General features: G+C 65.2%; 24 protein-coding genes. 16 read left to right on the forward strand and 8 right to left on the reverse strand.

Features of this window, described 5'->3' with window-relative positions; translation table 11 throughout:
• The 4 genes from ACR9Y5_RS19315 to ACR9Y5_RS19330 all read right to left on the reverse strand — a co-directional run.
• Positions 1-643, reverse strand: a 643-nt coding sequence (locus ACR9Y5_RS19315) for an ATPase, T2SS/T4P/T4SS family (RefSeq protein WP_481299613.1), incomplete at its 3' end; no start/stop codon positions are given.
• An 80-nt stretch (positions 644-723) separates the two neighbouring features.
• Positions 724-3,408 (reverse strand): hypothetical protein, encoded by a 2,685-nt coding sequence (locus ACR9Y5_RS19320; protein WP_481299614.1) that lies wholly within the window; start codon positions 3,406-3,408, stop codon positions 724-726.
• A gap of 204 nt (positions 3,409-3,612) precedes the next feature.
• Entirely contained in the window at positions 3,613-4,452 is an 840-nt protein-coding gene (locus ACR9Y5_RS19325; RefSeq protein WP_481299615.1) for a hypothetical protein, read from the reverse strand.
• Positions 4,449-4,940 (reverse strand): hypothetical protein, encoded by a 492-nt coding sequence (locus tag ACR9Y5_RS19330; protein WP_481299616.1) that lies wholly within the window; start codon positions 4,938-4,940, stop codon positions 4,449-4,451. Before ACR9Y5_RS19330 ends, ACR9Y5_RS19325 begins: the two co-directional genes overlap by 4 nt.
• Before the next feature lie 86 nt (positions 4,941-5,026).
• Between ACR9Y5_RS19330 and ACR9Y5_RS19335 the strand changes: the two genes are divergently transcribed.
• From ACR9Y5_RS19335 to ACR9Y5_RS19370, 8 genes are all read left to right on the forward strand, one after another.
• Entirely contained in the window at positions 5,027-5,686 is a 660-nt protein-coding gene (locus tag ACR9Y5_RS19335; protein WP_481299617.1) for a helix-turn-helix domain-containing protein, read from the forward strand.
• A gap of 8 nt (positions 5,687-5,694) precedes the next feature.
• On the forward strand, positions 5,695-6,216 hold the full coding sequence (locus ACR9Y5_RS19340; protein WP_481299618.1) for a hypothetical protein: 522 nt from the start codon (positions 5,695-5,697) through the stop codon (positions 6,214-6,216).
• Positions 6,216-7,181, forward strand: coding sequence for a hypothetical protein (locus tag ACR9Y5_RS19345; RefSeq protein WP_481299619.1), 966 nt, complete (start codon positions 6,216-6,218; stop codon positions 7,179-7,181). The genes ACR9Y5_RS19340 and ACR9Y5_RS19345 overlap by 1 nt, the downstream gene beginning before the upstream one ends.
• Positions 7,178-8,311 carry an alpha/beta hydrolase family protein gene (locus ACR9Y5_RS19350; protein WP_481299620.1) on the forward strand — a complete coding sequence of 378 codons (1,134 nt, stop codon included), beginning with the start codon at positions 7,178-7,180 and terminating at the stop codon, positions 8,309-8,311. Before ACR9Y5_RS19345 ends, ACR9Y5_RS19350 begins: the two co-directional genes overlap by 4 nt.
• Positions 8,312-8,467: 156 nt before the next feature.
• The gene (locus ACR9Y5_RS19355) at positions 8,468-8,722 is read left to right on the forward strand and encodes a hypothetical protein (protein WP_208041962.1); all 255 of its coding nucleotides are present in this window, start codon (positions 8,468-8,470) and stop codon (positions 8,720-8,722) included.
• Between the two features lie 598 nt (positions 8,723-9,320).
• Positions 9,321-10,967, forward strand: a complete 1,647-nt coding sequence (locus ACR9Y5_RS19360; protein ID WP_481299621.1) for a hypothetical protein — start codon at positions 9,321-9,323, stop codon at positions 10,965-10,967.
• Positions 10,968-11,253: 286 nt separating this feature from the next.
• Complete coding sequence (locus ACR9Y5_RS19365) at positions 11,254-12,156, forward strand: ParA family protein (RefSeq protein ID WP_481299622.1); 903 nt, start codon at positions 11,254-11,256, stop codon at positions 12,154-12,156.
• A 1-nt stretch (position 12,157) separates the two neighbouring features.
• On the forward strand, positions 12,158-12,571 hold the full coding sequence (locus ACR9Y5_RS19370; RefSeq protein WP_481299623.1) for a hypothetical protein: 414 nt from the start codon (positions 12,158-12,160) through the stop codon (positions 12,569-12,571).
• A 60-nt stretch (positions 12,572-12,631) separates the two neighbouring features.
• On the opposite strand, the gene ligD is transcribed toward ACR9Y5_RS19370, so the two are convergent.
• Entirely contained in the window at positions 12,632-14,497 is a 1,866-nt protein-coding gene (ligD, locus tag ACR9Y5_RS19375) for a non-homologous end-joining DNA ligase (RefSeq protein ID WP_481299624.1), read from the reverse strand.
• A gap of 57 nt (positions 14,498-14,554) precedes the next feature.
• Here ligD and ACR9Y5_RS19380 point away from each other — a divergent pair, with 57 nt between their 5' ends.
• Together ACR9Y5_RS19380 and ACR9Y5_RS19385 are read left to right on the forward strand one after the other, a co-directional pair.
• Positions 14,555-14,845, forward strand: coding sequence for a hypothetical protein (locus ACR9Y5_RS19380; protein WP_481299625.1), 291 nt, complete (start codon positions 14,555-14,557; stop codon positions 14,843-14,845).
• Positions 14,842-15,633 carry a DUF5677 domain-containing protein gene (locus tag ACR9Y5_RS19385; protein WP_481299626.1) on the forward strand — a complete coding sequence of 264 codons (792 nt, stop codon included), beginning with the start codon at positions 14,842-14,844 and terminating at the stop codon, positions 15,631-15,633. The genes ACR9Y5_RS19380 and ACR9Y5_RS19385 overlap by 4 nt, the downstream gene beginning before the upstream one ends.
• Positions 15,634-15,673: 40 nt before the next feature.
• Here ACR9Y5_RS19385 and ACR9Y5_RS19390 read toward each other — a convergent pair whose 3' ends face one another.
• Positions 15,674-15,988, reverse strand: a complete 315-nt coding sequence (locus tag ACR9Y5_RS19390) for a hypothetical protein (RefSeq protein WP_481299627.1) — start codon at positions 15,986-15,988, stop codon at positions 15,674-15,676.
• 137 nt (positions 15,989-16,125) lie between these two features.
• Here ACR9Y5_RS19390 and ACR9Y5_RS19395 point away from each other — a divergent pair, with 137 nt between their 5' ends.
• From ACR9Y5_RS19395 to ACR9Y5_RS19410, 4 genes are all read left to right on the forward strand, one after another.
• On the forward strand, positions 16,126-16,407 hold the full coding sequence (locus ACR9Y5_RS19395; protein WP_481299628.1) for a hypothetical protein: 282 nt from the start codon (positions 16,126-16,128) through the stop codon (positions 16,405-16,407).
• 61 nt (positions 16,408-16,468) lie between these two features.
• On the forward strand, positions 16,469-17,245 hold the full coding sequence (locus tag ACR9Y5_RS19400; RefSeq protein ID WP_481299629.1) for a DUF2188 domain-containing protein: 777 nt from the start codon (positions 16,469-16,471) through the stop codon (positions 17,243-17,245).
• A gap of 1 nt (position 17,246) precedes the next feature.
• Entirely contained in the window at positions 17,247-17,465 is a 219-nt protein-coding gene (locus tag ACR9Y5_RS19405) for a hypothetical protein (RefSeq protein ID WP_481299630.1), read from the forward strand.
• Positions 17,466-17,569: 104 nt separating this feature from the next.
• The gene (locus ACR9Y5_RS19410) at positions 17,570-17,833 is read left to right on the forward strand and encodes a hypothetical protein (RefSeq protein ID WP_481299631.1); all 264 of its coding nucleotides are present in this window, start codon (positions 17,570-17,572) and stop codon (positions 17,831-17,833) included.
• Positions 17,834-17,863: 30 nt separating this feature from the next.
• On the opposite strand, the gene ACR9Y5_RS19415 is transcribed toward ACR9Y5_RS19410, so the two are convergent.
• Both ACR9Y5_RS19415 and ACR9Y5_RS19420 read right to left on the reverse strand, forming a co-directional pair.
• Positions 17,864-18,592, reverse strand: coding sequence for an RES family NAD+ phosphorylase (locus tag ACR9Y5_RS19415; protein ID WP_208042437.1), 729 nt, complete (start codon positions 18,590-18,592; stop codon positions 17,864-17,866).
• Positions 18,589-18,990 (reverse strand): hypothetical protein, encoded by a 402-nt coding sequence (locus tag ACR9Y5_RS19420; protein ID WP_208042438.1) that lies wholly within the window; start codon positions 18,988-18,990, stop codon positions 18,589-18,591. Before ACR9Y5_RS19420 ends, ACR9Y5_RS19415 begins: the two co-directional genes overlap by 4 nt.
• A 156-nt stretch (positions 18,991-19,146) precedes the next feature.
• Between ACR9Y5_RS19420 and ACR9Y5_RS19425 the strand changes: the two genes are divergently transcribed.
• Together ACR9Y5_RS19425 and ACR9Y5_RS19430 are read left to right on the forward strand one after the other, a co-directional pair.
• On the forward strand, positions 19,147-20,400 hold the full coding sequence (locus ACR9Y5_RS19425) for a GntR family transcriptional regulator (RefSeq protein WP_481299632.1): 1,254 nt from the start codon (positions 19,147-19,149) through the stop codon (positions 20,398-20,400).
• Complete coding sequence (locus ACR9Y5_RS19430) at positions 20,397-21,188, forward strand: hypothetical protein (RefSeq protein WP_481299633.1); 792 nt, start codon at positions 20,397-20,399, stop codon at positions 21,186-21,188. The genes ACR9Y5_RS19425 and ACR9Y5_RS19430 overlap by 4 nt, the downstream gene beginning before the upstream one ends.
• Positions 21,189-21,210: the final 22 nt, after the last annotated feature.

Below are 21,210 nucleotides of genomic sequence, written 5' to 3' on the forward strand. Positions count from 1 at the left end.
ACATGATGGTGCCGAACTGGCTGCGGACCTCCATCACGATTGCGCGCAAGAGCGAGGACTTGCCCTCATTCGTCGGCCCTGCCGCGAAGACGATTCCGCTGCGGCGGGCGAGCATCCGACCAAGCGCTGCGGAGTTCTCGGCGGTCATACCGAACTCGTCGAGCGGCCGCACGCTGCCCACCTGGGGCAGACGCAGGATGACCTTCTCGCCCTCGTCGACCAGGAGGAAGCGGACCGCTCGGGCTCGGTAGTTGTAGCCGTTGACCGGAAGCAGGATGCGTCCGTCCACGGGCTCCGACGCCTTGTGCTGGCTGCCAAGGCTGGCGTGCGCCTTGATCGCGTTGAAGATGGTTCGCGCTTCCCCATCGGCCGCGCTGTATTCGATCAGGTCGTGCCGCTCGCGCTCGAACTTGGTGTAGATCCGCAACGCCTTCGTTGCGCTGTCAATGACCATGTGGACGTCGCTCGCGCCGGCCCGGGCCAATGCGATCAGCGCCTCGTGCTTCCAGTCGGTGATTTCGCGCTTGCGAATCATCTCGGCGACTTCAGCAAAGCTCTGCTCGCCTCGAGTGCCGCTGCCAGGTCCTCCTGTGGCTGCGAGGGCGTCAACGGTGGTGAAGCTGTCCGGGATGGTGAGGGTCATGCTAGGTCCTTTGCTCGGAGAGGAAGAGCGGATAGGGGGGGCGCGGGCCGTGTGTGAGGGGTACCCGCGCCCCGGTCTGGTTACTTCGTGGTCGTGCGCTTGGTGCGTCGAGTGACCGCGAAGAGGACGATCCCGGCAGCCAGGAGGATGCCGCCGAAGGCGCTGCCGATCCATACGGCTCCGGCTTCGTCTGAGCCGGTCTTGGCGAGGGCGGTGACGGTCGTGGTTTCCCCGTCGGCGCCGCACTTGCCCTGGTGGGTGATTTCCCCGCGAGCGTTGCGCACGATCTCTACCCAGAAGTAGGTGCCCGCGTCGGTGAACGTGTAGTCGTCGGAGGTGTACTCGCCGGTGGCAGGCAGCGGTTGAGGCTTGCCGACCTTGACTTCGTTCGCGGCCGCGCAAACCGGGGTGGAGCCCTGCTGCTTGTAGACGGCGAACTCGATGGTGGCGTCCTTCGGGATCACGCCCGTCACCACCGCAGTGTCATGGCCCTTCTGGCCGATGCTGAGCAGCGGCGTGGCCTTGGTCACCACGTCGTCCTCCGCGACAACGGTCTTCTCCTTCTGGTCGCCGCACTCCCCCGTGTTGATGACGGTGCCGTCACCTGCCCGGAACGTGGCCACCCAGTAGTAGACGCCGACCTTCTTGAAGATCACGTCGGCGGATGGGAACCGGCCCGCTTGATCGACGGGGACCGGCTTGTTGTAGAAGTACGCCGGGTCGCGCTCGATCGGCGCGTCGGGAGTCGGTGTCGGCGTCGGTGTTCCGGCGGCTGCAGCGTTGGGAGCAACGGGCTGGTTGGACTCAGGAACGTATCCGGTGTTGAACACCTCGTTGTCCGCCTCGCACACCGGCTGGTCGCCAAGGTCGTGCTGCAGGTACGCGGCGAAGGTGACCGTGTTCGGGCAGCTCGTTGCACCGTCAGCGGGCTGGTTGGTGCCGCAGTAGGGTGCGGGGATCTGGCCGTCGACGATGGCGGTGTCGTTCGTCTCGTCGCCGAGCGCGACCGAGGCGATCGCCTCCGTGGACACCGTGGGCGGGGAGACCTTGGTGACCTCACCCTGAGTCGCCCATCCGTCGGTCCAGTCCGCGAAGTACCCGGCTCCAGGACCGTCCTGAATGATCGACCACACGTTGACCAGGTAGCCGGCAGACGTCGGCGGAGCGGTGATCTCGTCGGAGCTGTAGTCACCGGGAGCGGTCACCGTGACGTCGGTCGTGTGGAACAGCTTCGCGTCGGCCGGGATGCTGTCACCGGGAGTGGGAGCGGTGTCGCCTTCCACCCAGTACGTCTTGTTCTGGAAGTGGGCCGGGATGGGTGCGCCGCCGATGGTCGGCCAGGGTCCCTGGTCGAGCGAGACGGTCAGCGTGTCCGAGGCCTCGTGCCCGAACCCGACCTCGTCCGCCGATGCCTTGGAGACGCCGGAGAGCTTGGCGGCGACGACGTGCGCTTCCGCTTGCAGGCCGAACTGATCGGCCCACTGGTATCCGTCCGGCATGAACAGCTGGGCTCCGACGGAGGAGTCGGTTGCGTCGATGTCCCAGACCCACTGGTAGAAACCGGGTGCGTGGTTGGTGGCGAGCACGGAGGGCGCCGTGTACGCGCCCGGACCGTTGAGGGTCACCGTCGCGGTGCCGGCCACGGGTGCCCCGGCCGGGACGGTCGCGGACGGCGTGGGCTGGTCGGCGAACGGACCGTAGAGTGTGCCCTTGGCGACGACGGGGATGTAGCGCCCCGACGTCGTCTGCCGCCAAGGCTGCGATCCGGCGGCGACGTCGGCCTGCAGCGTGTCGGTGAAGCTGCTTCCCTCGTCGACGAACCGGCTCTGTACGGAGGTCGTGACGACGGGAGAGAACAGTGTCGAGCGCTCGACCGGGTCGCTGGCGCTGATGGTGTAGTTGGCGCGCTGCTGAGTCGTCGTGCCGGCCTTGATGACGCGCTGCTGGCCACCGGTGTAGTAGATCGTGACGTTGCCGTCGTAGGTCCACCCGGCGGGGGCGTTGACATTGCCGGTGGCGCTGATCTTGTAGAACGGGGTGCCGTCGGTCGGGACGCCCTTCACGGGATAGGTGCCGTTGCCGACACCGTTCTTGGCGCTGCTCCCGGAATCCGTGAAGATGCCGTTGGTCAGCTGCAGGTTGACGGTGGCGCCGGCGGGGAGGTTCACCACGCGCAGCGAGCCTGAGTAGTTGTTGTTGTCGACGCTGAAGCTCATCGATCCGGTGAGGGCCGGGGCGTTCTGGGGCTGGTTGTACTGGGTCTCCGTCTGGTCCCAGATGTAGTTGAACGCGCCGAGCACCGTCTGGTTGCCGTCGATGTAGTGGACGCCGGTGTTGTAGCCCTGACCGTTGTAGTGGGCCCAGGTGGACGTGTACGCGTAGACGTAGGCGTTCACCGCGGCCGCCTGCGTGGCGTCGGCGGTCTGGCCCCACCTGGTGAGCGCGTAGTTGAGCCGCTGCAGCACGGAGCTGTCGAGGGCGTCACCCATCTCGGTGGTCAGCGCGCCGACCAGAGAGGCGCCACCGGTGGCTCCGCTGGGCCAGTCGGCCGAGGAATCCATGCAGTAGGCGCGAGAGCTGTCCGGGACGACGTAGTTGCCCAGGTAGCCGCCGTCGGGGGTGATCCCCGAGTAACCGGCACCCGTCTGCGCTGCTTCTGCCTTCGACGGTGATGTGCCAAGCTCCACCGTTGTCCCCACAACGCCCACCGCCAGAGACATGGCGACGAAAGCTGCAGCGACCTTGGCCTTGTACTTGGGCTTCATCTTGCCGCGGTGGCCCGCGGTCGACCCGGAGCTTCGTCCTGGTATTCCGGTCCACCGTGCGGGTGTGCCCCGTCGTTTCGGGTGCTGGTGCATCTGCGCTGGTCCTCTCCTGCCGGCTGAAAGTGGCGGCGGTCAGGGCCGGAGCGGGTTCATCCGGCCTTCACTACCTAGATGGGCCGAGCGCGCAGTGAGCTTCGGTGAGCGTCAGAGAGCGAGGTCGGCAACGCCGGCCAGAACGGACTCTTGACGTACCCGACCCTGGAAGACGCGAAGGGCGCTGAGGTGGGTCTCGGATTTACGTGGGTTGAAGTTCCGGTCCGTCAGGAACGCGTACAGCAAGGAGGTCTCCTGCGGGTGCGGTCGGCCGCCCCAGCTGATGTTCGCCACGGCGCGGAGCTCAACAGTGCTGACCGGTGAGAACAGCTCTGCCGCCTCTGCGATGCGCTCGCCCTCGTGACCTTGTCGCGTCGACGGGTTGTCCGCCATCCAGCCCACGACGTCGGGCAAGTGCTTGGCCAGCTTGGCGGGTGTGCGCGGTTCGAGGGTCGCGACGGTCAGATCAATGGCTTCGTCGATGGTCGCGCCCACGCGCGTGCCGTATGAAGCCGGGTCCGGGAAGGTGGAGTGCGGGATGCGCAGCTCAGGGTTTTCCAGCCAGTCGAACTGGGCGCGGTGGTAGATCCGTCCTGTGGGGTGAATCTCGCGGTCGACCCCCGTGCGTTGGCGGAATCGCGCCCGCCCGGTCTCGATGCCGATCCATTCGCTAACCAGTGTGGCGGCGTAAGCGAATGGGGATGCGGCGTTCTCGACGACCGCCTGGCATTGTTCGGGGCTTGTCGCGAAGGAGACGAGGATCAGATTGACGAGATCGTCCTCGTCGCCAGCCTGGTAGGGGTGGCCGAGCTTCTGGGCGACGTTGATCGCGTTAGGGATCAGGTGTCGTCGGATTTGGTCGAGGAAGTCGCTCAGCTGGGCAGAGTTCAAGAACGCAGTCGGGTTCTCCCCCAACGCGGCGACGGCCGCCCGGAAGGCCTCAGGCTTCATGATGCCAACGCGGTGGGGCGACCACTGACAAGCTCGCTGATCATGTCGACCTTGGCCAGCACGTCGTAGGCCACGGCGACCGCGGCGCGGAAGTCTTCAACGCTCGTGGGATCGGCTTTGATCGCCGCCGCGACATCGTGAACGTCGACGCCTTTGTAGGTGCTTCCGCACTTGAGAATCGGGTCGAGCACGCGATTGACCAAGAGCGTCGCGCGCCGGTCGAGCGCAGCGGGTTCGGGTACTACGGCCTTGGAGTAGACGTCGCGCGCGCGGCGCATAGCACGCTCCCCGTTTAGGGGATCGTCAAGGTTCGGTAGTTCCGACAGAATTTTCGTGCGCTCTGTCGCGCTAACACGGGGGTCATCAGCCCACGCGTGCACCTGTTGATGGCGAGGAGAAATCTCCTCAGGAGCATCGATCTCACGAGGATCGACGGCCAGGCTAAAGCCCTCAATGTCCGTAAATAGGTCCGGCTGATGTCCCCTCACGGGGACGAAGATAGCAGGAACTAGGGACATTTGGACGTGAATAGGGACTTTCTGCCGGTGAGGCCCTATTTCGGTACCCTCCAGGAATGGGCAGAGGGAGCGCCGCGCCGTCGACAGAGTTCTCGATGCGCGTTGTCTCCAACATCGAGCACCGCCGCCAGGAAGTGGGCAAGACCCACCAGCAGCTGTTCACCGAGGCCGGCCTCAGCAAGAACTATTACTGGAAGCGGCTCAACCACGAGCTTCCTTTCAACACCAACGACATTGACGCCCTCGCGCGCGTGCTCGGCGTTGAGCCCGAGGACCTCACCTCGAAGCGGATGGTGGGCAACCGCGCCCTGCGTCTCGGCGGTTCGGAACTCGCCCGTCGCCTTCGGCTGCTCGCTGAGGCACCAACAGCGCACGGCGACGAGTTCCGCATCTCCGATCTCGTGGACTTCCTGCGGTCGCAAGAGGTCGAATTCACTCCCGAGCGTTGGGCCTCCCTGATCGAAGAGACCGCCTCCGTGACGAGCCAAAGCGAGAAGCTGCTGGTCGAGATAGCGACGTTCTTCGACGTCGATAGGGTCTATCTCACCAACTTCGCTCAGGAAGACGTCACCGAGCACGTCGAGGCACAGCTCGTCCTCCGTACCACGCTGAAACAGATCGGGGGCGCGACCGTCTCGGCGCGCGCGCTCGGCAATGTTCCCGCCAGCGCACTCCTCCAGATAGCGAAAGACATTTCAGCAACAGACCAGAAGTAGAGCCATAAATGAGCGTCAATTCGGGGACGCCCCATGGTCGAACGCCTGCAGACATTGCAAAGAACGCACAACGCAAGTTCGACAGCCTCCAACTCAACAACAACACCTCCACCCTCATCGACATCGTCGGCCTCGTCGTCGACCGGCTAGGGAAGCCGATCGCGATCGAACCCATCGGGGACAAGAGCTGGGCAACAGTCACCGGCCTCTGGGTCGACACCGCCGAACGGCACCGCATCCTCATCCGCAAGACCGACACGCCGCTGTACCAGATGCACGTCGTCTTGCACGAGCTCGCGCACATCCTTTTCGAGCACCCTGGCTGCAAAACGGCGCGAGCCACTGCGCCGGGGGTGGCGATCGATGCCACCTCGGCCGAGATCCGCGCCCGCAAGGTCATTGCCTCCAGCTCCAGCGCGAATGCCGTCTCAGACGCCGTCCTCGAGGGGGAAGCCGAGCACCTGGCCTTCTTGCTGTCGCGGATCCTGCTGCGACCCAAGAACGACTCCGACGAGCGGACCTTCGGCTGATGCACGAACTGAAAACTGCTGCGACAATCATCCTCGCCCTCGTCTTCGTGCTGCGCACGCCCTCAGCGATTAGGGAGCCCCGCAGCCGCCTGTCCTGGCTCGCCTCAGGCGTCGGAACGCTCGCACTCCTCACCCTCGGAACAGTCATCCCCCAGCCCGTCGTTGACGGGTGGATTGGGGGCGAGAACTGGATCAACCTCGCGCAGAACCTCCTCTGCACCATCGCGTTCTGGCTGGTGACGCAGGCGGCCATCTCTCAAGACGGACAACGCAGGCGACTGCGCTGGTGGCCACTCGCGCTCGCCTTGATCGCCTTCACCATCCCGTTCCTCTTCATCACCGACCGCGGCACGACGGACAACCACTTCATCCCCCACCGCACAGGCCAGACCGCGATGTGGCTCTACGCCTCGATCTACATGGCGACCATCGCCGCCATCTCGTTCGAACTGCTCCGAGGTGTTAGGAACCGACCCGCTCGCGCCTACTGGTTTTTCCGGGCCGGCGCAGCCCTCGTCATCTTCGCCAGCCTCGATGAGATCGTTTACCTGACGTTCGCGCGCTTCCAGATGGCTCCGTCCGCGGTCATTGAGGTGCTCAACAAGGCCTTCGACCCGTTCTTCTACGTCGGCGTCATCCTGATCGTCGCCGGCATCGCCTCGTTCACCGCAGCCCGATCCCTGCGTGAACTGCGCCTCCAGGCAAAGCTGTTCCTCCTGGGACGCGTGCTTGCCCGCCGCGGGCTCCCACGGCCGCAATCCGTCCCCTCCACGGACACCATTGGCCGGGTCTACGACCACGTGATCACCATCCGCGACCAAGAGACCATGGCCGAAATCACCCTCAGCCGAGGTGAGACGATCCTCGTGTCCGGAGCCGAACGCTTCGTCGCCCGCACACTGCCCAACGCGCCCAGCGAGCCGATGGTTCACTCGCTCACCATCACGAACGGAGCCGCAGCATGATTTGGGCTGTCATCGTCGTCGCAGCGGTGGTCGTCGTGGCGATCGTCATCGGCGCTCTGGCCGTCGTCCTCGCCCGACGTGTGGTGCTGCCGCGGCCGCCGAAACTCACGACGATCCGGGACATCGACCTCGCCTCGGAAACGATCACCCTCGACGCGGACCGCAAGACGCGGCATCCCGGCACTTTCGGACTCTGGACCGACGACGGTTACGCGCTCGTGGGCGACATTGTTGGCCTCAACGCATCAGGCGACTCCGTCACCCGCCAGCTGCTCGAAATCGACGGTACGGGCCTCTCAGAGGCCACCGAAGGGCGTTGGACCGGACACGTACTCCGCTCCCCTGCCGTCCTCCAGCGCAATGACCGCGAGATCCTGATCCCCGTCGACGGCGGAACGGCACCGGCCTGGCTCATTGAGCCCAACGGAACCCCGTCCACCACCTGGGCAATCCACATCCACGGCGTACGCACGACCCGAATCACCGCCCTGCGCACCGTGCCAGCCGCAGACCAACTCGGCATGACCTCGCTCGTCGTCTCCTTCCGCGGTGACACGGAGGGCCCAGACGTGATGAACGGCGCCTCCGGCCTCGGCACCACCGAATGGCCCGACGTCGACGCGGCGATCGCATACGCGCTCGAGCACGGCGCCGAGCACGTCATCCTCTTCGGCTGGTCGATGGGTGCCAGCATCGCCTTGCTCCTGAGCGAGCGCTCCGAGCACCGCGCCGCGATCGCCGGTCTCGTCCTGGTCGCGCCGTCGACGGACTGGCGGGCCGTCATCCGCCATGGCGCACACAAGGCCCACCTCCCCGCGTTCATGGCCTCAGCTGCAGCTGGAGCCCTCTCCGGACATCTCAGCAGCCGAATCGTCGGCCTCCCCGGTCGCATCAACCTTGACGCGCTCGACTGGACCCGTGGCCCGCGCCTGGGGACGCCGACCCTGGTCATCCACTCTGACGGCGACACCGAGATCCCGGTGAGCCTCAGCAGGAAGTTCGCGGCCGCCAATCCCCAGCAGGTCACGCTTGTCGAGATCGACGGCGCCGAGCACGCCTGGGAATACAACCTCGCCCCCGCACGATTCAACGCGACCATCGTCGACTGGGTGCGGTCCACGACACGCTAACGGGGGACGCCAATAGGGACAGACAATGCCCCTATACCGGGTAGTCTGCTGCTCGTGCATAAATCCGGAGCTAGCGAGACGGCCGATTCGGCGGACTCTGCGAACACGCCCGCGAGCCTGCCGTTAATCCCGGGATTAACGCGACAAACTGAGCGCATGGCAGGCCGAAACGCGGGCAAGAAGCGCAACTACTTCGTCCGAGGTAACAAGGACGCATGGAGAGCGGACCTTCTGCTCTCGCCCTTCATCGAAGAAGCCATCGACAGTGCCGCCGCCGAGTCAGGAAACTTCTCGCCGGCGCTCTACCTCGAGCTGTTCATCCGCGAGTACGTCGCAGAGCACGGCCACTTGCCTGCCGTCCCGGTCGCACTGATGGAGTCATCGGAGGTGTCCTCGACGGCAGCGGCTTAACGAGAAAGGGCCGCCTTCCGGCGGCCCGTCCCAGGTTTTCACTCTGGAGCTCAAGTCCCTCACTCGCCAAAGTTTTGGCTTGAGCTTCTTCCCAAATAAATCCGGATCGGCCCGGAGGCTTTTCCGTACCCTCTGAGAGGAGTTGGCAGCATCGTAACCCAGATTTCGGGTTCTTGCACGTGCGCGCGCGATCTGCGTGTCGGCGTGTCGGCCGCAAAGCGCTCCGTCGAGGGTCTCGTCGACGTCGAGCTTCAGCTGTCCCTCTCCCCCGTTTCTTCCCGGTCCCGGCCTGCCACGACGTTGTGCGTGGCCGCTGACGGGTCACATCCTGCACGCCCGCTCGACCTGGTCGACGGCGCGTGCGCGCAGCTCCTCACGGTGAGGAGGACGGTCACCTGATCTAGCGCAGAGACCGCGGCCGGCGCGTTGGCGCCCGCCCTCACCCGTACCGGTCGGACCCGCATCGAGAGGTCCGGCACATCGCATCGAAGGAACGCCGAGTCACAGTCGGCGATTTTGGTGCGCCCGAAAACAGAGCCGAGCACATACCGGCAGCTTTGCTGCGCCCATTTTCAGGCCGTGGAGGTCATCAGAAGCTATGAGAACACACGTCGCCCCCGTGCGCGGCCGCCGTAGCGCGGTCGATGCCGGCGACCGCTCATGGCTGCCCACCCCCGGCGAGGTCGCCGAAGCCCTCCACGCCCAAGAAGCCCGGGACATCCTCCAACCGCCGTCCTTGAAGGACGCTCCCGCTCCGCGCAGCTGGGCGATCCACGTTCCGGCCGAGGAATGGGCCAAGATCCCCGCCTGGTGGTCCGGTGGCCACTGGTTCGACACCATCCTGGACTGGGTGCCCACCCCGGAGCGGGAGAAGGCGCGGCAGCGCTGGCACGTCGCCGACGCCACCCTGCTGGCGATCGCGCACGTGCTCCGCTACGCCGCCGAACCTGCCACCGGCCGGCACGTCACCCTCTCCTACGCCACCATCCGCGCCCGTGTCCTGGCCAACACCGAAGCAGCTGAGGGCCGGACGATCCGGCTCAAGTCCGACGAGAGCGTCCGCCTGGCCATCCGCACCCTCGAAGCCGGCGGATTCGTCCACGTCCACGCCACCGGCCGCAACCTCCTCTCCCGGGAGGAGAAAGCCGAGGCCTTCGAGACGCACGGCGGCCACCAGGAGCAGGCCGCGAACGTCATGGCGCTCACGCTCCCCGCCCTGCAGGCTGTGGATAACCCGGCATCTCTAGATCCCGTTTTGGGCCTAACCGCTTCCATCCCAGCAAAACCTTCTTCTTCGGTAGATCTGAAAAGACAATCCCCAAGGGGAATGGAGCGCGCTCCGCGCGCCAGGCTCAATAGGAACAAGGTTTTTGCTGACAATCTGTCAACTCCCGTCCCTGAGAAGGGACGATCCCTCGACAGACTGCGTCTCGTCGCACATTTGGACCGCCACTACGGCGGCGTACTCGCCGGTCCCCGACTCGGAAAGTCAGGAAAGCTCCTCACGCGCCACATCGGCCAGCTCGACCACGCCCTCACCGCCGCCGGCGTCGACCTCGACACCTGGACCTGGTGGCAGATCGCCGACCTCGTCGACGCCCGACACTCAGGCGACAAGATCACCGCACAGCAGCGCATTTCCGCAGCAGCTGACCCGCTGCGCTACTTCATCTGGATGGTCAAACAGGTCATCACCCCCGGCGAACAGCCCCGCACGATCATCCGCACCACCCCCGTCGAGCACGCCACCATTTCCCCCGCGAGCTCCGTCGAAGTACAGCGGCCGGCGCCGACTGCCGCGGAGCGACAAACCATTGACAGCACGATCCGGGAGATCCGCCAGCAGACCGCCGACGAGCTAAGGGCGCAGCGAATACGTCGAGCGAACGAGCGACGTCGCATCACCGACGTGCTTCTCGGCGAAGGCATGCACCCCGCCCAATTTCCGGCCGCGGTTCGCAAGCTCCATACCGAGGTCCAGCAGGTGCACGAACTCCTCACGGCCAGGGGATGGCAACTAGACCACGCCGAACTCGAGTTCGGCGACGTCGTCTGGATCGACCCGAACAGTGCTATCGACGTTGACGACAGCGAAGACCGCAACGCGCGCAGCAGTATTCGGTTCACTCCCCCTGCCACGGCGAACGATCACGAAACGTATGTTCTGAACGTCGCGGGCTCTCCCCACTCGGACGGTGCAAGCACTCTCGGAGCGCTTCTTCGGGCAATCGTCGGTCCGGCGTGAGACTGCTTCCCGGGTCGACGCGTCTGGGCCGCGTCACAGCTTTGCTGGGATGTCTGGGATCGCTTGAAACGCTAGCGTTGATGTCTAAACGCTGGTAACGTTAGCGTTAGTAGCGTTAGCAATAAACGATGACGTTACACCCAACGATGGTGTTACCAGTAAACGCTAGCGGGTATGACAACGCCATTAATGATGGCAACGCTAGTGTTTGTCGCAACACACCACAACGCTTGCAACATCATCAACGGTAGCAACGCTAGCGTTTATACGAACGATTGGAGTTCCCATGGCGACAACCCTTTCCAAGGCTCCCCGAGAGGGGAAGACCCGCACTCGTCCTCGTAAGAAGTTGACCAGCGTCGGCGCGGCCGGCCCCCAAGTTGTGGCCGTCGTGATGCAAAAGGGAGGCACGGGAAAGTCGACCGCGACGTGGAATGTTGCAGTGGAAGCCTGCGATCGCGGCCTACGCGTGCTGATCATCGATCTGGACGATCAGGGGAACATCACCCTCACTGCGGCTGAACCGCTTCGCCCGGACGCTCTGACGATGGCAGACGTACTGATAAGCCGGGGGAGTGCAGACCTCGAAGACGTGATCGTGCCAGGGCGCCGCGAGAACCTCTATGTGGCGCCGTCCAACGCAACGCTCGCGATGGCAAGCGCAGACCTCGTGGTCGCGGGCGCCGGCCGAGAGGTCCGGTTGGACCAGGCCATCGACAAACTCTTGAGCGAGGGCCGATTCGCGAAGGGCGGCGACGAGGCTTTCGATTTGATCCTGATCGACTGTGGACCCAACCTGAGTCTGCTGACTCTCAACGCTGCTGCTGCCGCGGGAAAGCTGCTCATCGTGTCCGAGGCGGCCCAATACTCCGCAGCGGGCGTGAGCGAGCTGCTTTCAACAATCGAAGTGGTGCGGAAGTATTACAACTCGAAGCTCGGCGTGGTGGGCGTCCTCATGAGTCGAGTGAAGAACACCCTCAACTCGGAGTATTGGCTCCGTGAGACGAGAACCAGCCCCGTGCTGAAAGAGCTCGATGTGCCGGTACTCCCGGGCGAGATCCGCGACCGTACATTCATTCAGACGGCGCTGGAAGCGTCCGTAAGCTTGCGCGACCTCAAGAGAGACGACGCCGACACTGTGGCGGAGCGATACACCGACGTCCTCTACAAGATCATGGAGGTTGACTGAGATGGCTACATTCCAACGGCCGGCTTCTCCGCTCGCTGGGCGTCACCCCTTCGAACCGGCCGAAGCACCCGAAGCACCCGAGACCACCCAGGCCGAGCAGATAGTCCCGAGCGCGCCTCCCACTGCAAAATCATCCAGTCGCTCCAAGGAAACTCCGCCGCAAACACCCGCGAACGGCGCCGTGGAAGAGGTGAAGAAGACAAGCGTCGGCGTGTGGATGTATCCCAAGGACCAGGCACGTTTACGGGCAGCGTATCGAGCGACCATCAGCGCCGAGGGCTACCGCAGCTTCTCCGACTTTGCGTTGCGTGCGCTGCTGGACCGCGCAACCGAACTGGAAGAGCAATACAACGGGGGAGAGCCCTGGACCCCAATCGAACCCGGCTCGTTGCCGACCGGTAGGCCAGTCTCCTGAGAAAGTGAACGATAGCAACGCTAGCGTTGCTATCGTCTTGCCGCGCTCGTGACCGCTGGGCTACGAGAGGTCAGTTGGGTCCATTTCTGGCCGCGCTCGCACAAACCGTGCGGCGTGGCGGATCGTTCCGCTGACGATCGCCGTGTCGGCGGATACCTCGACCGTCAAGGGCTGGATCAGCGTCAGCTGAGTCTCACGCTTTGGCTGGAAGCGATCGTAGGCGCGGGAGGAGATCACCTTGGGCCAAGGATGATCCGCGGTCGGCGGCCGCAGCAGTGGCACAAGTGACCGCGCGGCCGCCGCTTTGATAGGTGCGGTGCGTCCGATGATCCGTAGTTCATCGTCCTCGTAGCGGCCGAGGATCAGCTCGCCGGGCTGGGTCAGGGTGCCGGTCACGGCACCTGCGATCACCTCGATCGTGTCGCGGTGCTTCACCTTGATCCAGTCGCGCTGGCCGCCGCGGTACGGCTGCGCACCGCCTTTGACGACGACGCCCTCGATTCCGCTCTCGAGCGGCTCCTCGAACCACCGCCGGCCCTCAGCCGCGTCCGCAGTGGCGTCGATCATGCTCAGCGGCGGTTGCCACCCGGCCGCGAGTTGTTCGAGGGTGCGGCGACGTTCGTCGTAGGGCAGGCCGCGCAGATCGCGGCCGCCTGCAGCGAGTACGTCGAATACCACGAAGTCGATCGGCTCCTCAGCGATCAGCTGCCGACGACGCTGCTTGCCGGAGGCAAAACGGCGCTGCAGCGCGTCGAAATCGAGTCGCCCTTCGCGCCAGCGCACCAGCTCGCCGTCGAGCACGACGCCGGCATCGGCCTGTTCGGCGATCGCCGCAGCGACGTCAGGAAACGATTCGGTCAGATTCGTCTTCTGCCGGGACCAGAGGGTTACTCGCTCGGTGTCGACGACAGCTGCTGCGCGCCAGCCGTCGAGCTTCGGCTCGTATCTGCTCCCTCCGGGCAGTGCGGCGGCGTCTGGGAGGCGTTCAGCAGCTTTGGCGAGTGCCAGGTCGATCTTGGCTCGCAGAGGCTCAGGTGGGCGAACAGCGGGGGAGGGGTCGAGGTCAGCGAGCAGATCGCCTGTTTCTTCAAAGCGATCGAGCACTTGGGCGAAGTCGAGCTGCGCGAGTCCAGGCGCAGCGATCTCGTCCCAGCTGCGGGGTGCGGCCGCGAAGGGCCGGGCGGTACCGCGCAGCGAGTACGGGGAGATGGTCGTCTTCTTCGCGTTGTTCTGCGACCAGTCGATGAACACTTTCCCGACCCGCTTCTCCTTCGACATCTTCGACACGACCTCCTCCGGATGATCCGCCTCGAGTGCGCGCGCGAGTTCATGCGCGACGTTCGAGACCTGGTCGGAGGTCAGTCGGCCGTCGAGAGGCACGTAGACGTGGATGCCCTTGCTGCCAGAGGTCACAGGGAAGGTTGCAAGGCCCATGTCGTCGAGGATCGCCTTCGCCCACAGAGCCACCTGAGCGCACTCGGCCAGACCGGTTCCTTCGCCCGGGTCGAAGTCGAGCACCATCCGCGTCGGCCGGCGTTCAGTGTCGAACCGCCACTGCGGGACGTGCAGCTCGAGCGCCGCGCTCTGGGCGAGCCAGACGACGGTCGCGCGATCGGCGACGACGGGGTAACGCTTCTCACCGCCGGAGTGGAGGATCGCTTCACGCAGTACCCAATCGGGAACGCCCATGCCGAGGTCCTTCTCGAAGAAGGCCTCGACGGGGGCGGCCGCAGTGCCTACGCCGTCCGGCCAACGCTTGCGAGTCACCGGCCGCTCTGCGATGTGGGGGAGGAGGGCCGGCGCGATGCTCGCGTAGTAATGGATGACGTCCCCTTTGGTGGTCCCGGTTTCTGGGTAGAGGACCTTGTCCAGGTTGGTAAGGCGCAGACGGCGGCCGTCGACGTCGACGAGCGTGGTCGCAACCATGGCATGACCGTACCGCCCTGGCCCTTCGCGTACGAGGGCCCTACTACGCTGTCGCGCGTGGCTCTCATCGCCTTTCCGCCGGCCGCGGCCGACGCTCCGCTCATCCACGCTGCGCTGGGTGGGCCGCCTCCCGCGCGATGGATCAACCCCGATCACATCACGAGTCTCATCCCCGTTACCCGGCAGGGCGAGCACGACGTTGAACTCGTGGTCGACTACAAGCTGCAGGGTCTGCCGGAGGGTCGGTGGCACCTCGGCCGGTATCCCGACGTCGATCAGGCTCACGCAGCTTGGGGACAACTCATCCAGCACATCGCTGCCCACTCCAATGATCCGAGGCGTCAATGAACGATTCGTCTGAACCTCGACCGACCGAGAGCGACTGGATCGCTTGGATCCGAGAGGCGTCCGAGCTCATCGACCGCGACGACTTTGTCGTCAGAGTCGCCGACGAAGTTGTGTTCAAGCAGCTCTGGGGTATCTGCGTCCAAACGATCAGGCACGCACGCGCCTATGTGTTGCTGGTCGACGCAGGGTTCGAACGCGAGGCGATGGTGCTCGCGCGAGCGGCGCTGGAGCACGCGGTCACGGCCCAGTGGGCGTTCCATCGGAACGACGGACTCTCAAAGCTGCGGGTCTCGATGGTTCGCGGTGAGAAGGAGAACATCGAGATGGTCGGCAAATGGTTCAGCGACGACGGGCTGCTCGCCACGGCCGCAGCCATCACGGTTCCGCAGGGGAGGGGGCTGCCATCGTTCACTGACATGATGCGCGATCTCGACGAAGAGCGCTTCCTCCAGAACTCCTATGGCAGCCTGTCTCTCGCAGTGCATGTGCGCTCCACCACCCAGACCTCTTACTTCGCCGGCGAGGCCGAGGACCTGCTGCTACGCCACGAACCCTCGCACGCGCTGCGAGGCCCGTCGACGAACATGGCCGCTATGGCAGCCATGCTCGCCGTCGCGATCATCATGGAACTGGTCGATGATCAGGAGGCCCTCACCCGGATCCACGAGGAGTCAGAGAGGCTTATTCTGCCGCCCACGCTCCGCCCGGGGATACCCGAGGCGAAGCGCCGCCCCGGCCCGGGGGAGAACACCCCGTGGCGCGACATCGAAGAGCGCTGGACCGAGTGAGCCTCGCAGTGTGGCCGCAATCGCTCCAGCAGACGACTGCTCAGACGGCTTCTCGCGGCTCACCGGTGCGTGGATCGAGGCCGGTTCGCCAACGCTCGCGCTGCTCCTCCGGAGTCACGATCGACCCGTCTGGTGCTGTCGCGGGCGAGATGAAGGCTCGCTCTTCAAGTGCCAGCTCGCAGGCTCCAGTAGCCGCTCGAAGTTCGTCGTAGTAGCCCAATGGCCACCTCTCCGAACGTCTGAGGGTCCAGTGGTCGACTCGGTACTTCATGAGTGTCTCGTGCGTGACCTGGTTGACCGCAGGTCCGTATTCGATGACGAAGTGGATCCTGCTGGCGACGTCGTCGACGACCAACCAGACCTTCTCCCCGGCGCGCAAGACTCTCATCGCAACCTCCCCCAAGATTCGAACATATGTTCTAATGGGCTCGCAAGGAAGGAGGTTGGCGAGTGGGTCAGAATCGGCGCTATCCCGGCGCGGGGATGGATCGGGTGATCGAGCAGATCGTCACCCGCCCGCGGCCGGTGTGGCTGACGAACGAGGAAGTCGACCTCGAGAACGACCCGGCCACCGAGGCGCCGGCTCCTACACCTGCGGTCGCCTTTGTGAGGTTCCACGAAGCGGTAGTTCGCCCGGAGGTCGAGGTTCTTGCATGGAACGAACATGCGGTGCGTATCCGCTTCACCACCAGGGACGGGCAGAAGCACGAGGGATGGGTTTGGAAGGACGCCGTGCGCACCCGCCCACGTAGGCACATACCGCCGCGCCGCTGACGGCGCGTGTTGAGCGTGGCAGCTGCGCGCCCGGCCCTTCTAGGTAGTGAGGGGAGTGACTATGGCTACGCGACGCTACGGGCCGATCGAGATCATCGACGCCGGCATCCGCGACGGTCGGGAAACCTTCGCGTGGCTTTACGTCGAGCTGGACCGGGTGCGCGCGGCGTCGGAGTGGACCTGGCATCGGGCCTTCGTAGATCCCGCTGTACCGCTATTGGACGGTGCCGAGCGGCTACCCTGCCATCCAGCTCCAGCAACCTTCGGAGGCGGGGGACTCGACCGGCTCCCTCCACCGGTCGGCCTCGACCGGCTCACCGACGATGGTTTAGTCCTGTACGCGGTCGGCCTTCGGCTTGCTGACGCCGAGCGCGTGGCGCTAGAGCGCGCCCTGGAAGGCGCCAGGGCCGAACTCGCCGCCCTTCGCGCGATTCCTGATCGCGCAACGCGACAGAAGCAGGCTGCCATCGGCTTCCGCAACAGTCAGGCGGGGATGACTGGCCGCTCGCTGATCGCGGCCACTCCGATTCCGTGGCCTGACGTGCCCGTGCGCATCCCAGGGACCGACCGGTACCTGGCGCCGCAGAATGAGCGGGCGTACGGTGCTGACATGCCCAAAGGAGACGTAGAAACGTTCCACGAGAACGGCGCCTGGCACAACCGTATCGAGGGGACAGGCGAAACCATCGGTGGAGCACACGACACCCGCGATGACGCAATTGCCGCCGGACGAGACGAAGCAGCGCGACGGGGCGTCGAGCACATCGTGCACAATCTCAACGGCCAGATCGGCGACCGCTCCAGCCACGGCAACGACCCCCGCAACATCCCGGGCTGACATGTCCAGTGAGCAGCCCGGTCAACCCTTCGAGGTGGGCAATGCGGTGCTGCACTACTCGGATGGTCGTGAGGTGCGTCGCGAGATACCGCTCCTGAACGGGCGGGCTCCGGGGCAGTTCGATCTGCCAGTCACAATTGGGCGCTACGAACGCTTCGAGCTTCGGGGGTGGGAGGGGGACGTGATCCACTACGAACACCAGGGAACCGTCGCGATTTAGGCCTTCACGACGGGCTGACGCAGGCGCCTCCGTTCCGGTGCGGCGTCGGCGGCCCGACGTAGCCTTGATGCATGCGCATTCGAGGCCTGGTCCAGTCGAAAGTCGTGACCGAGCTCACCGCCGAGGCCGACGACGCACAAGCCGCGCGCGAGCTGATCGAGGCGCAGGTTCCCGAGGGCTACGAGCTGATCCAAGTGCACAACTCGATGCCGCGCGGTGGCCGCGTGATTGCGACCGGGCAGATCCGGCTGGCGGCTGTGGACGAGCTTGAGGCAAGCGGAGCCGACTATGCAGCGGCACGTGCCGCCCTCTTGGCGCAGATCCCTGAGGATCACCGACTGCTGGGCGTTCTCTCCCTGGAAGCCTGACGCGCCGATCGCGATCGTGCTGCCATGACGTCAGTCTTCCACCCAGCGAAGTCCGAGCAGGTCGAACGCCTGCACGAGTTCGTCAGTCTCTGGGGTGACCCGCTGAGGCTCACTCACTGGTTCGATGTGGCTGCTGCGCTGTTCGTCGTCTGAGCGCTCGAACACCGCCCACATCCGGATCTCGTCGCCGTGACGTGAGCGGAATTCGATCCCGTCGACGAGCTCGTTGCGGTCGTCGTCACGCAGATCGTAGAGCCAGTGCGCGATGGATCGGGTCAGCACCCGATCGTGGGCGTCCTTGAGTAGCGCGGTGTCGACGTCGACCAGGGCGATGCTGTGGCGGTCGAAGCGGTAGCCGGCCTTCAGGGCGGCGAGGCTGTCAGAGTGCGTGATGAAGCAGTACCGGCCGTCCTGATCGGCGTCGCCGAAGGTCCGTCCGTTCAGCCACGAGTACCCGACCTCACCGCTTCCGCCCTCGGTATGGCGACTGACGCTCCCGTCGTCATCCTCGAAGTCGTCCAGCTCGGTCTCGAGCGCCTCGGACGGCTGCAGCTTCGCCAGCATCTCGAGGAAGCACCCCCGCAGGCTGTTCGAGGTGTAGAGCGTGCGGAACTGCCCGAGCTGGTCGTCCCAACGCCCATTGAACAGCCCATCATCTGTCGCGTACCGCCACGGCGTCCACGCCCACATGTCCGGCTCGAAGCCAACGCGCCATACCCGTCCCGGATCGCCCGAGACGTTCAGTGCTACCGGGCTCATCCGATGTAGGCGAAGGACTTCGCCGCCGCGAGCACCTCGCGAGCGACCTCCAGCGGCTCGCCCTCACGCAGCACCTGTGCCGGCGCCGTGTCGCCCAGCGACGGGTTCATGCCCTTGAACCACGACTGCACCGTGACGGCGTCGTAGCGCTCCCGAAGCAGCGCCGCGGCGTGGTACGCCTGGCGCAGCCGGTCCTGATCCTTTTCGCCGGGCGCACCGTGACCGTCGGCCCAGCTGGAGACCATCCTCGCCGACTTCACGCCGCCGATATAGCCGACAAGGCGCACGCCGAGGATGTCGCGCAGTCGGGTGACCAGGTCGTCGAATGGAAGACCGATCGATTCCTCGTGTGCGCGCAGGCCGGGACGCTGATCCGAGACCGTCGAGAGCTTCGCCATGCCGTTAGCGTACACCGGCAGACGTTGGAATACACCGGCAAGTTCAGCTAGAAATGCAACCGTTATCGCACCCAAAACTAACGCTGATAATGTACGTTATGTCTCATTGTGCTTTATCTAGATAAGTAACACAGCGTTTCTGATACACTCCCCATCATGACAGCGACCCCGGTGTACGAGGAGATCCGCGCTCAGCTTCGCCGCCTCTTGGCCTCGGGCCGGTACAAGGTCGGCGATCAGCTCCCGACCATTCGTGAGTTCTGCGAGCAGTACGACATCAACAGCGTTCAGACGGTCCGTGATGCGTATCAGGCTTTGAAGGACGAAGGCCTGGTTACGTCGCGTCAGGGTGTTGGGTTCTTCGTCGCAGCCTTGCCACTTCGCCGGCTCGGCCTGGTGGGTCTCGCCGAGCGTGCGCATCAGGTGCTCATCGACGCCGAGCGGGCCGCCGGGCTGGCACGCACATTGGAGACCGAACTCACCGATGCACTGTCGGACCACGAGCGCGTTGCCGTCGACGCGCTCACCGCGGCCGCCCGAGCCACCTACCTCTCCGGATCTGGCGAGGAACGGCGACGCGACTTCGGTGAGATCGCTCTGCAGGTCCTCGCAGGGGCGGCGGCGAACCTGGGCGGCGTCGAAAACCTGCTCGCGGGGCGACCCGGATCATGGGAGGCGGACATCATCCGAAACGCGGTCAATGCGATCGCACCCGGTGACGTTCTCCCCCGCTATCGGACTGAACCGCTGCGCATCACCCTCTACGTCGACCAGATCCTTGCGGAGCACACGCTCGCTCACGACCAGTACGACAAGGCCGAGGTCGCGATTGACGACGAATACGAGACGGCGAATGCGGCGCTCCCGCAAGTGGATGAGCGCCCCTACGTGTGGGTATATGAGCCCAGCGACGGCGGCGACCCCGTCCCGACCACTCCGGAGACGCCGGCGTGGTCCTGGGACGCGTGGCGAGCGGGCGCGACAGCACTGGGGCTCGACGAACAGAACATCGCGACCTTGGAATCGGATATCCGTGGTGAGCGGAGCAACCGCCTTGCGACCTCGGTGTACGTGCCGAAAAGTCCGGACCTCGCCGCGGAGTTCGTTCGGCTCTTGGATGAGCGGGAAGCTGCACTCGCGCCCTACGCACTCCAGGACGCGCTGACGGCGTTGCAGGAACGCGAGTGGACCGAATACGGCGAGGCGCTGAGGAATCAGATCGAGGACGAGGCAGAGCGGGTTGGCCTCGACGTTCCCGTCGAAGTCACGATCGACACCACGGGGCGTCCAGACATCCGTCCTGCTCTCGACGAGCTGGCCCAAAGCCTCGTCGAGAACGCGATTGCGGTAGTCTCCTCCCCGGCCGACTTGCCGGGGACGCCGTTGACCCGACTGAGGGCCGAGCGGTGAGCCGAGAGGCTGCTACGCGGGTTCGCGGGCGAGCGGGGCGGCTCCGGGTCGCCGCCATCACAATCACCGCTTACGTCGAGGCGGCGCGCCGGGCGCGCCGAAAGGCTGCGCCCGCGCTGACCGACGAGGAAGAACGGCTTCTCGCGCAGGCGGACCGCTCGCAGATCAGGACAGGTGTCCATATCAGCACGTGGATCCAGGGATGCCTCCTCAATGCGCTCTACCTCACGCCGTCTCGTCGGACCGCTGTGCAAGTGATGCCCGCATCCCGTGTATTCACCGCCGCCCTGAAACTGGTAATCCCGTTTCTCGCGGCCGCTGCGGTCGAGATGACAATCGCCAGGGCGACGGGAGTGCCGTCACTCCCGCTAATTGCGCTCACCTGGGGAGCGGGCCTTGCCGTGATCGCGGGTATCCTCGCCGCAATATTGCGTCCGCTTTTGCGGTACGAGAGATGGGCGAAGTCGCTCCCCCGGGCGAAGGACGAGGTCGAACCGGAGCCTTCCCGCTCGCTGGGGGCGGCGCGCTGGCTGCCGCACTGGGAAATCAGCTCACTCGCCAGTACGAAAGATCCGCGCCTAGTGGCCGGCCTCGTATCCGCGATCAACGCCATCGTCCCGGCCGGGAGACGGATCACGGCGAAGGCTCGCGATCGGGATCTCTTCGACGTCTACAAGCTCTATCTCGTCCCCGTCGGAGGGGACGGCAATTTGGCCCTGGTAGGCCGGTCACCGCTCCGGCGACGCAGACCGGTGTCGCTCAAGCTGCGTTCCGAGGAGGTACTCTGATGCGCACCGCGGACCTGAGCGC

The organism is Leifsonia sp. KNZ13-11D, assembly GCF_056754895.1.

What these genes read in the sequence shown, in the direction of transcription:
- ACR9Y5_RS19360 (WP_481299621.1), top strand. Translation starts at nt 9,321, where the DNA reads ATGAGAACACACGTCGCCCCCGTGCGCGGCCGCCGTAGCGCGGTCGAT.
- ACR9Y5_RS19370 (WP_481299623.1), top strand. Translation starts at nt 12,158, where the DNA reads ATGGCTACATTCCAACGGCCGGCTTCTCCGCTCGCTGGGCGTCACCCC.
- ACR9Y5_RS19425 (WP_481299632.1), top strand. Translation starts at nt 19,147, where the DNA reads ATGACAGCGACCCCGGTGTACGAGGAGATCCGCGCTCAGCTTCGCCGC.
- ACR9Y5_RS19335 (WP_481299617.1), top strand. Translation starts at nt 5,027, where the DNA reads ATGGGCAGAGGGAGCGCCGCGCCGTCGACAGAGTTCTCGATGCGCGTT.
- ACR9Y5_RS19385 (WP_481299626.1), top strand. Translation starts at nt 14,842, where the DNA reads ATGAACGATTCGTCTGAACCTCGACCGACCGAGAGCGACTGGATCGCT.
- ACR9Y5_RS19420 (WP_208042438.1), bottom strand. Translation starts at nt 18,990, where the DNA reads ATGGCGAAGCTCTCGACGGTCTCGGATCAGCGTCCCGGCCTGCGCGCA.
- ACR9Y5_RS19325 (WP_481299615.1), bottom strand. Translation starts at nt 4,452, where the DNA reads ATGAAGCCTGAGGCCTTCCGGGCGGCCGTCGCCGCGTTGGGGGAGAAC.
- ACR9Y5_RS19405 (WP_481299630.1), top strand. Translation starts at nt 17,247, where the DNA reads ATGTCCAGTGAGCAGCCCGGTCAACCCTTCGAGGTGGGCAATGCGGTG.
- ligD (WP_481299624.1), bottom strand. Translation starts at nt 14,497, where the DNA reads ATGGTTGCGACCACGCTCGTCGACGTCGACGGCCGCCGTCTGCGCCTT.
- ACR9Y5_RS19340 (WP_481299618.1), top strand. Translation starts at nt 5,695, where the DNA reads ATGAGCGTCAATTCGGGGACGCCCCATGGTCGAACGCCTGCAGACATT.
- ACR9Y5_RS19400 (WP_481299629.1), top strand. Translation starts at nt 16,469, where the DNA reads ATGGCTACGCGACGCTACGGGCCGATCGAGATCATCGACGCCGGCATC.
- ACR9Y5_RS19365 (WP_481299622.1), top strand. Translation starts at nt 11,254, where the DNA reads ATGGCGACAACCCTTTCCAAGGCTCCCCGAGAGGGGAAGACCCGCACT.
- ACR9Y5_RS19345 (WP_481299619.1), top strand. Translation starts at nt 6,216, where the DNA reads ATGCACGAACTGAAAACTGCTGCGACAATCATCCTCGCCCTCGTCTTC.
- ACR9Y5_RS19415 (WP_208042437.1), bottom strand. Translation starts at nt 18,592, where the DNA reads ATGAGCCCGGTAGCACTGAACGTCTCGGGCGATCCGGGACGGGTATGG.
- ACR9Y5_RS19355 (WP_208041962.1), top strand. Translation starts at nt 8,468, where the DNA reads ATGGCAGGCCGAAACGCGGGCAAGAAGCGCAACTACTTCGTCCGAGGT.
- ACR9Y5_RS19320 (WP_481299614.1), bottom strand. Translation starts at nt 3,408, where the DNA reads ATGAAGCCCAAGTACAAGGCCAAGGTCGCTGCAGCTTTCGTCGCCATG.
- ACR9Y5_RS19350 (WP_481299620.1), top strand. Translation starts at nt 7,178, where the DNA reads ATGATTTGGGCTGTCATCGTCGTCGCAGCGGTGGTCGTCGTGGCGATC.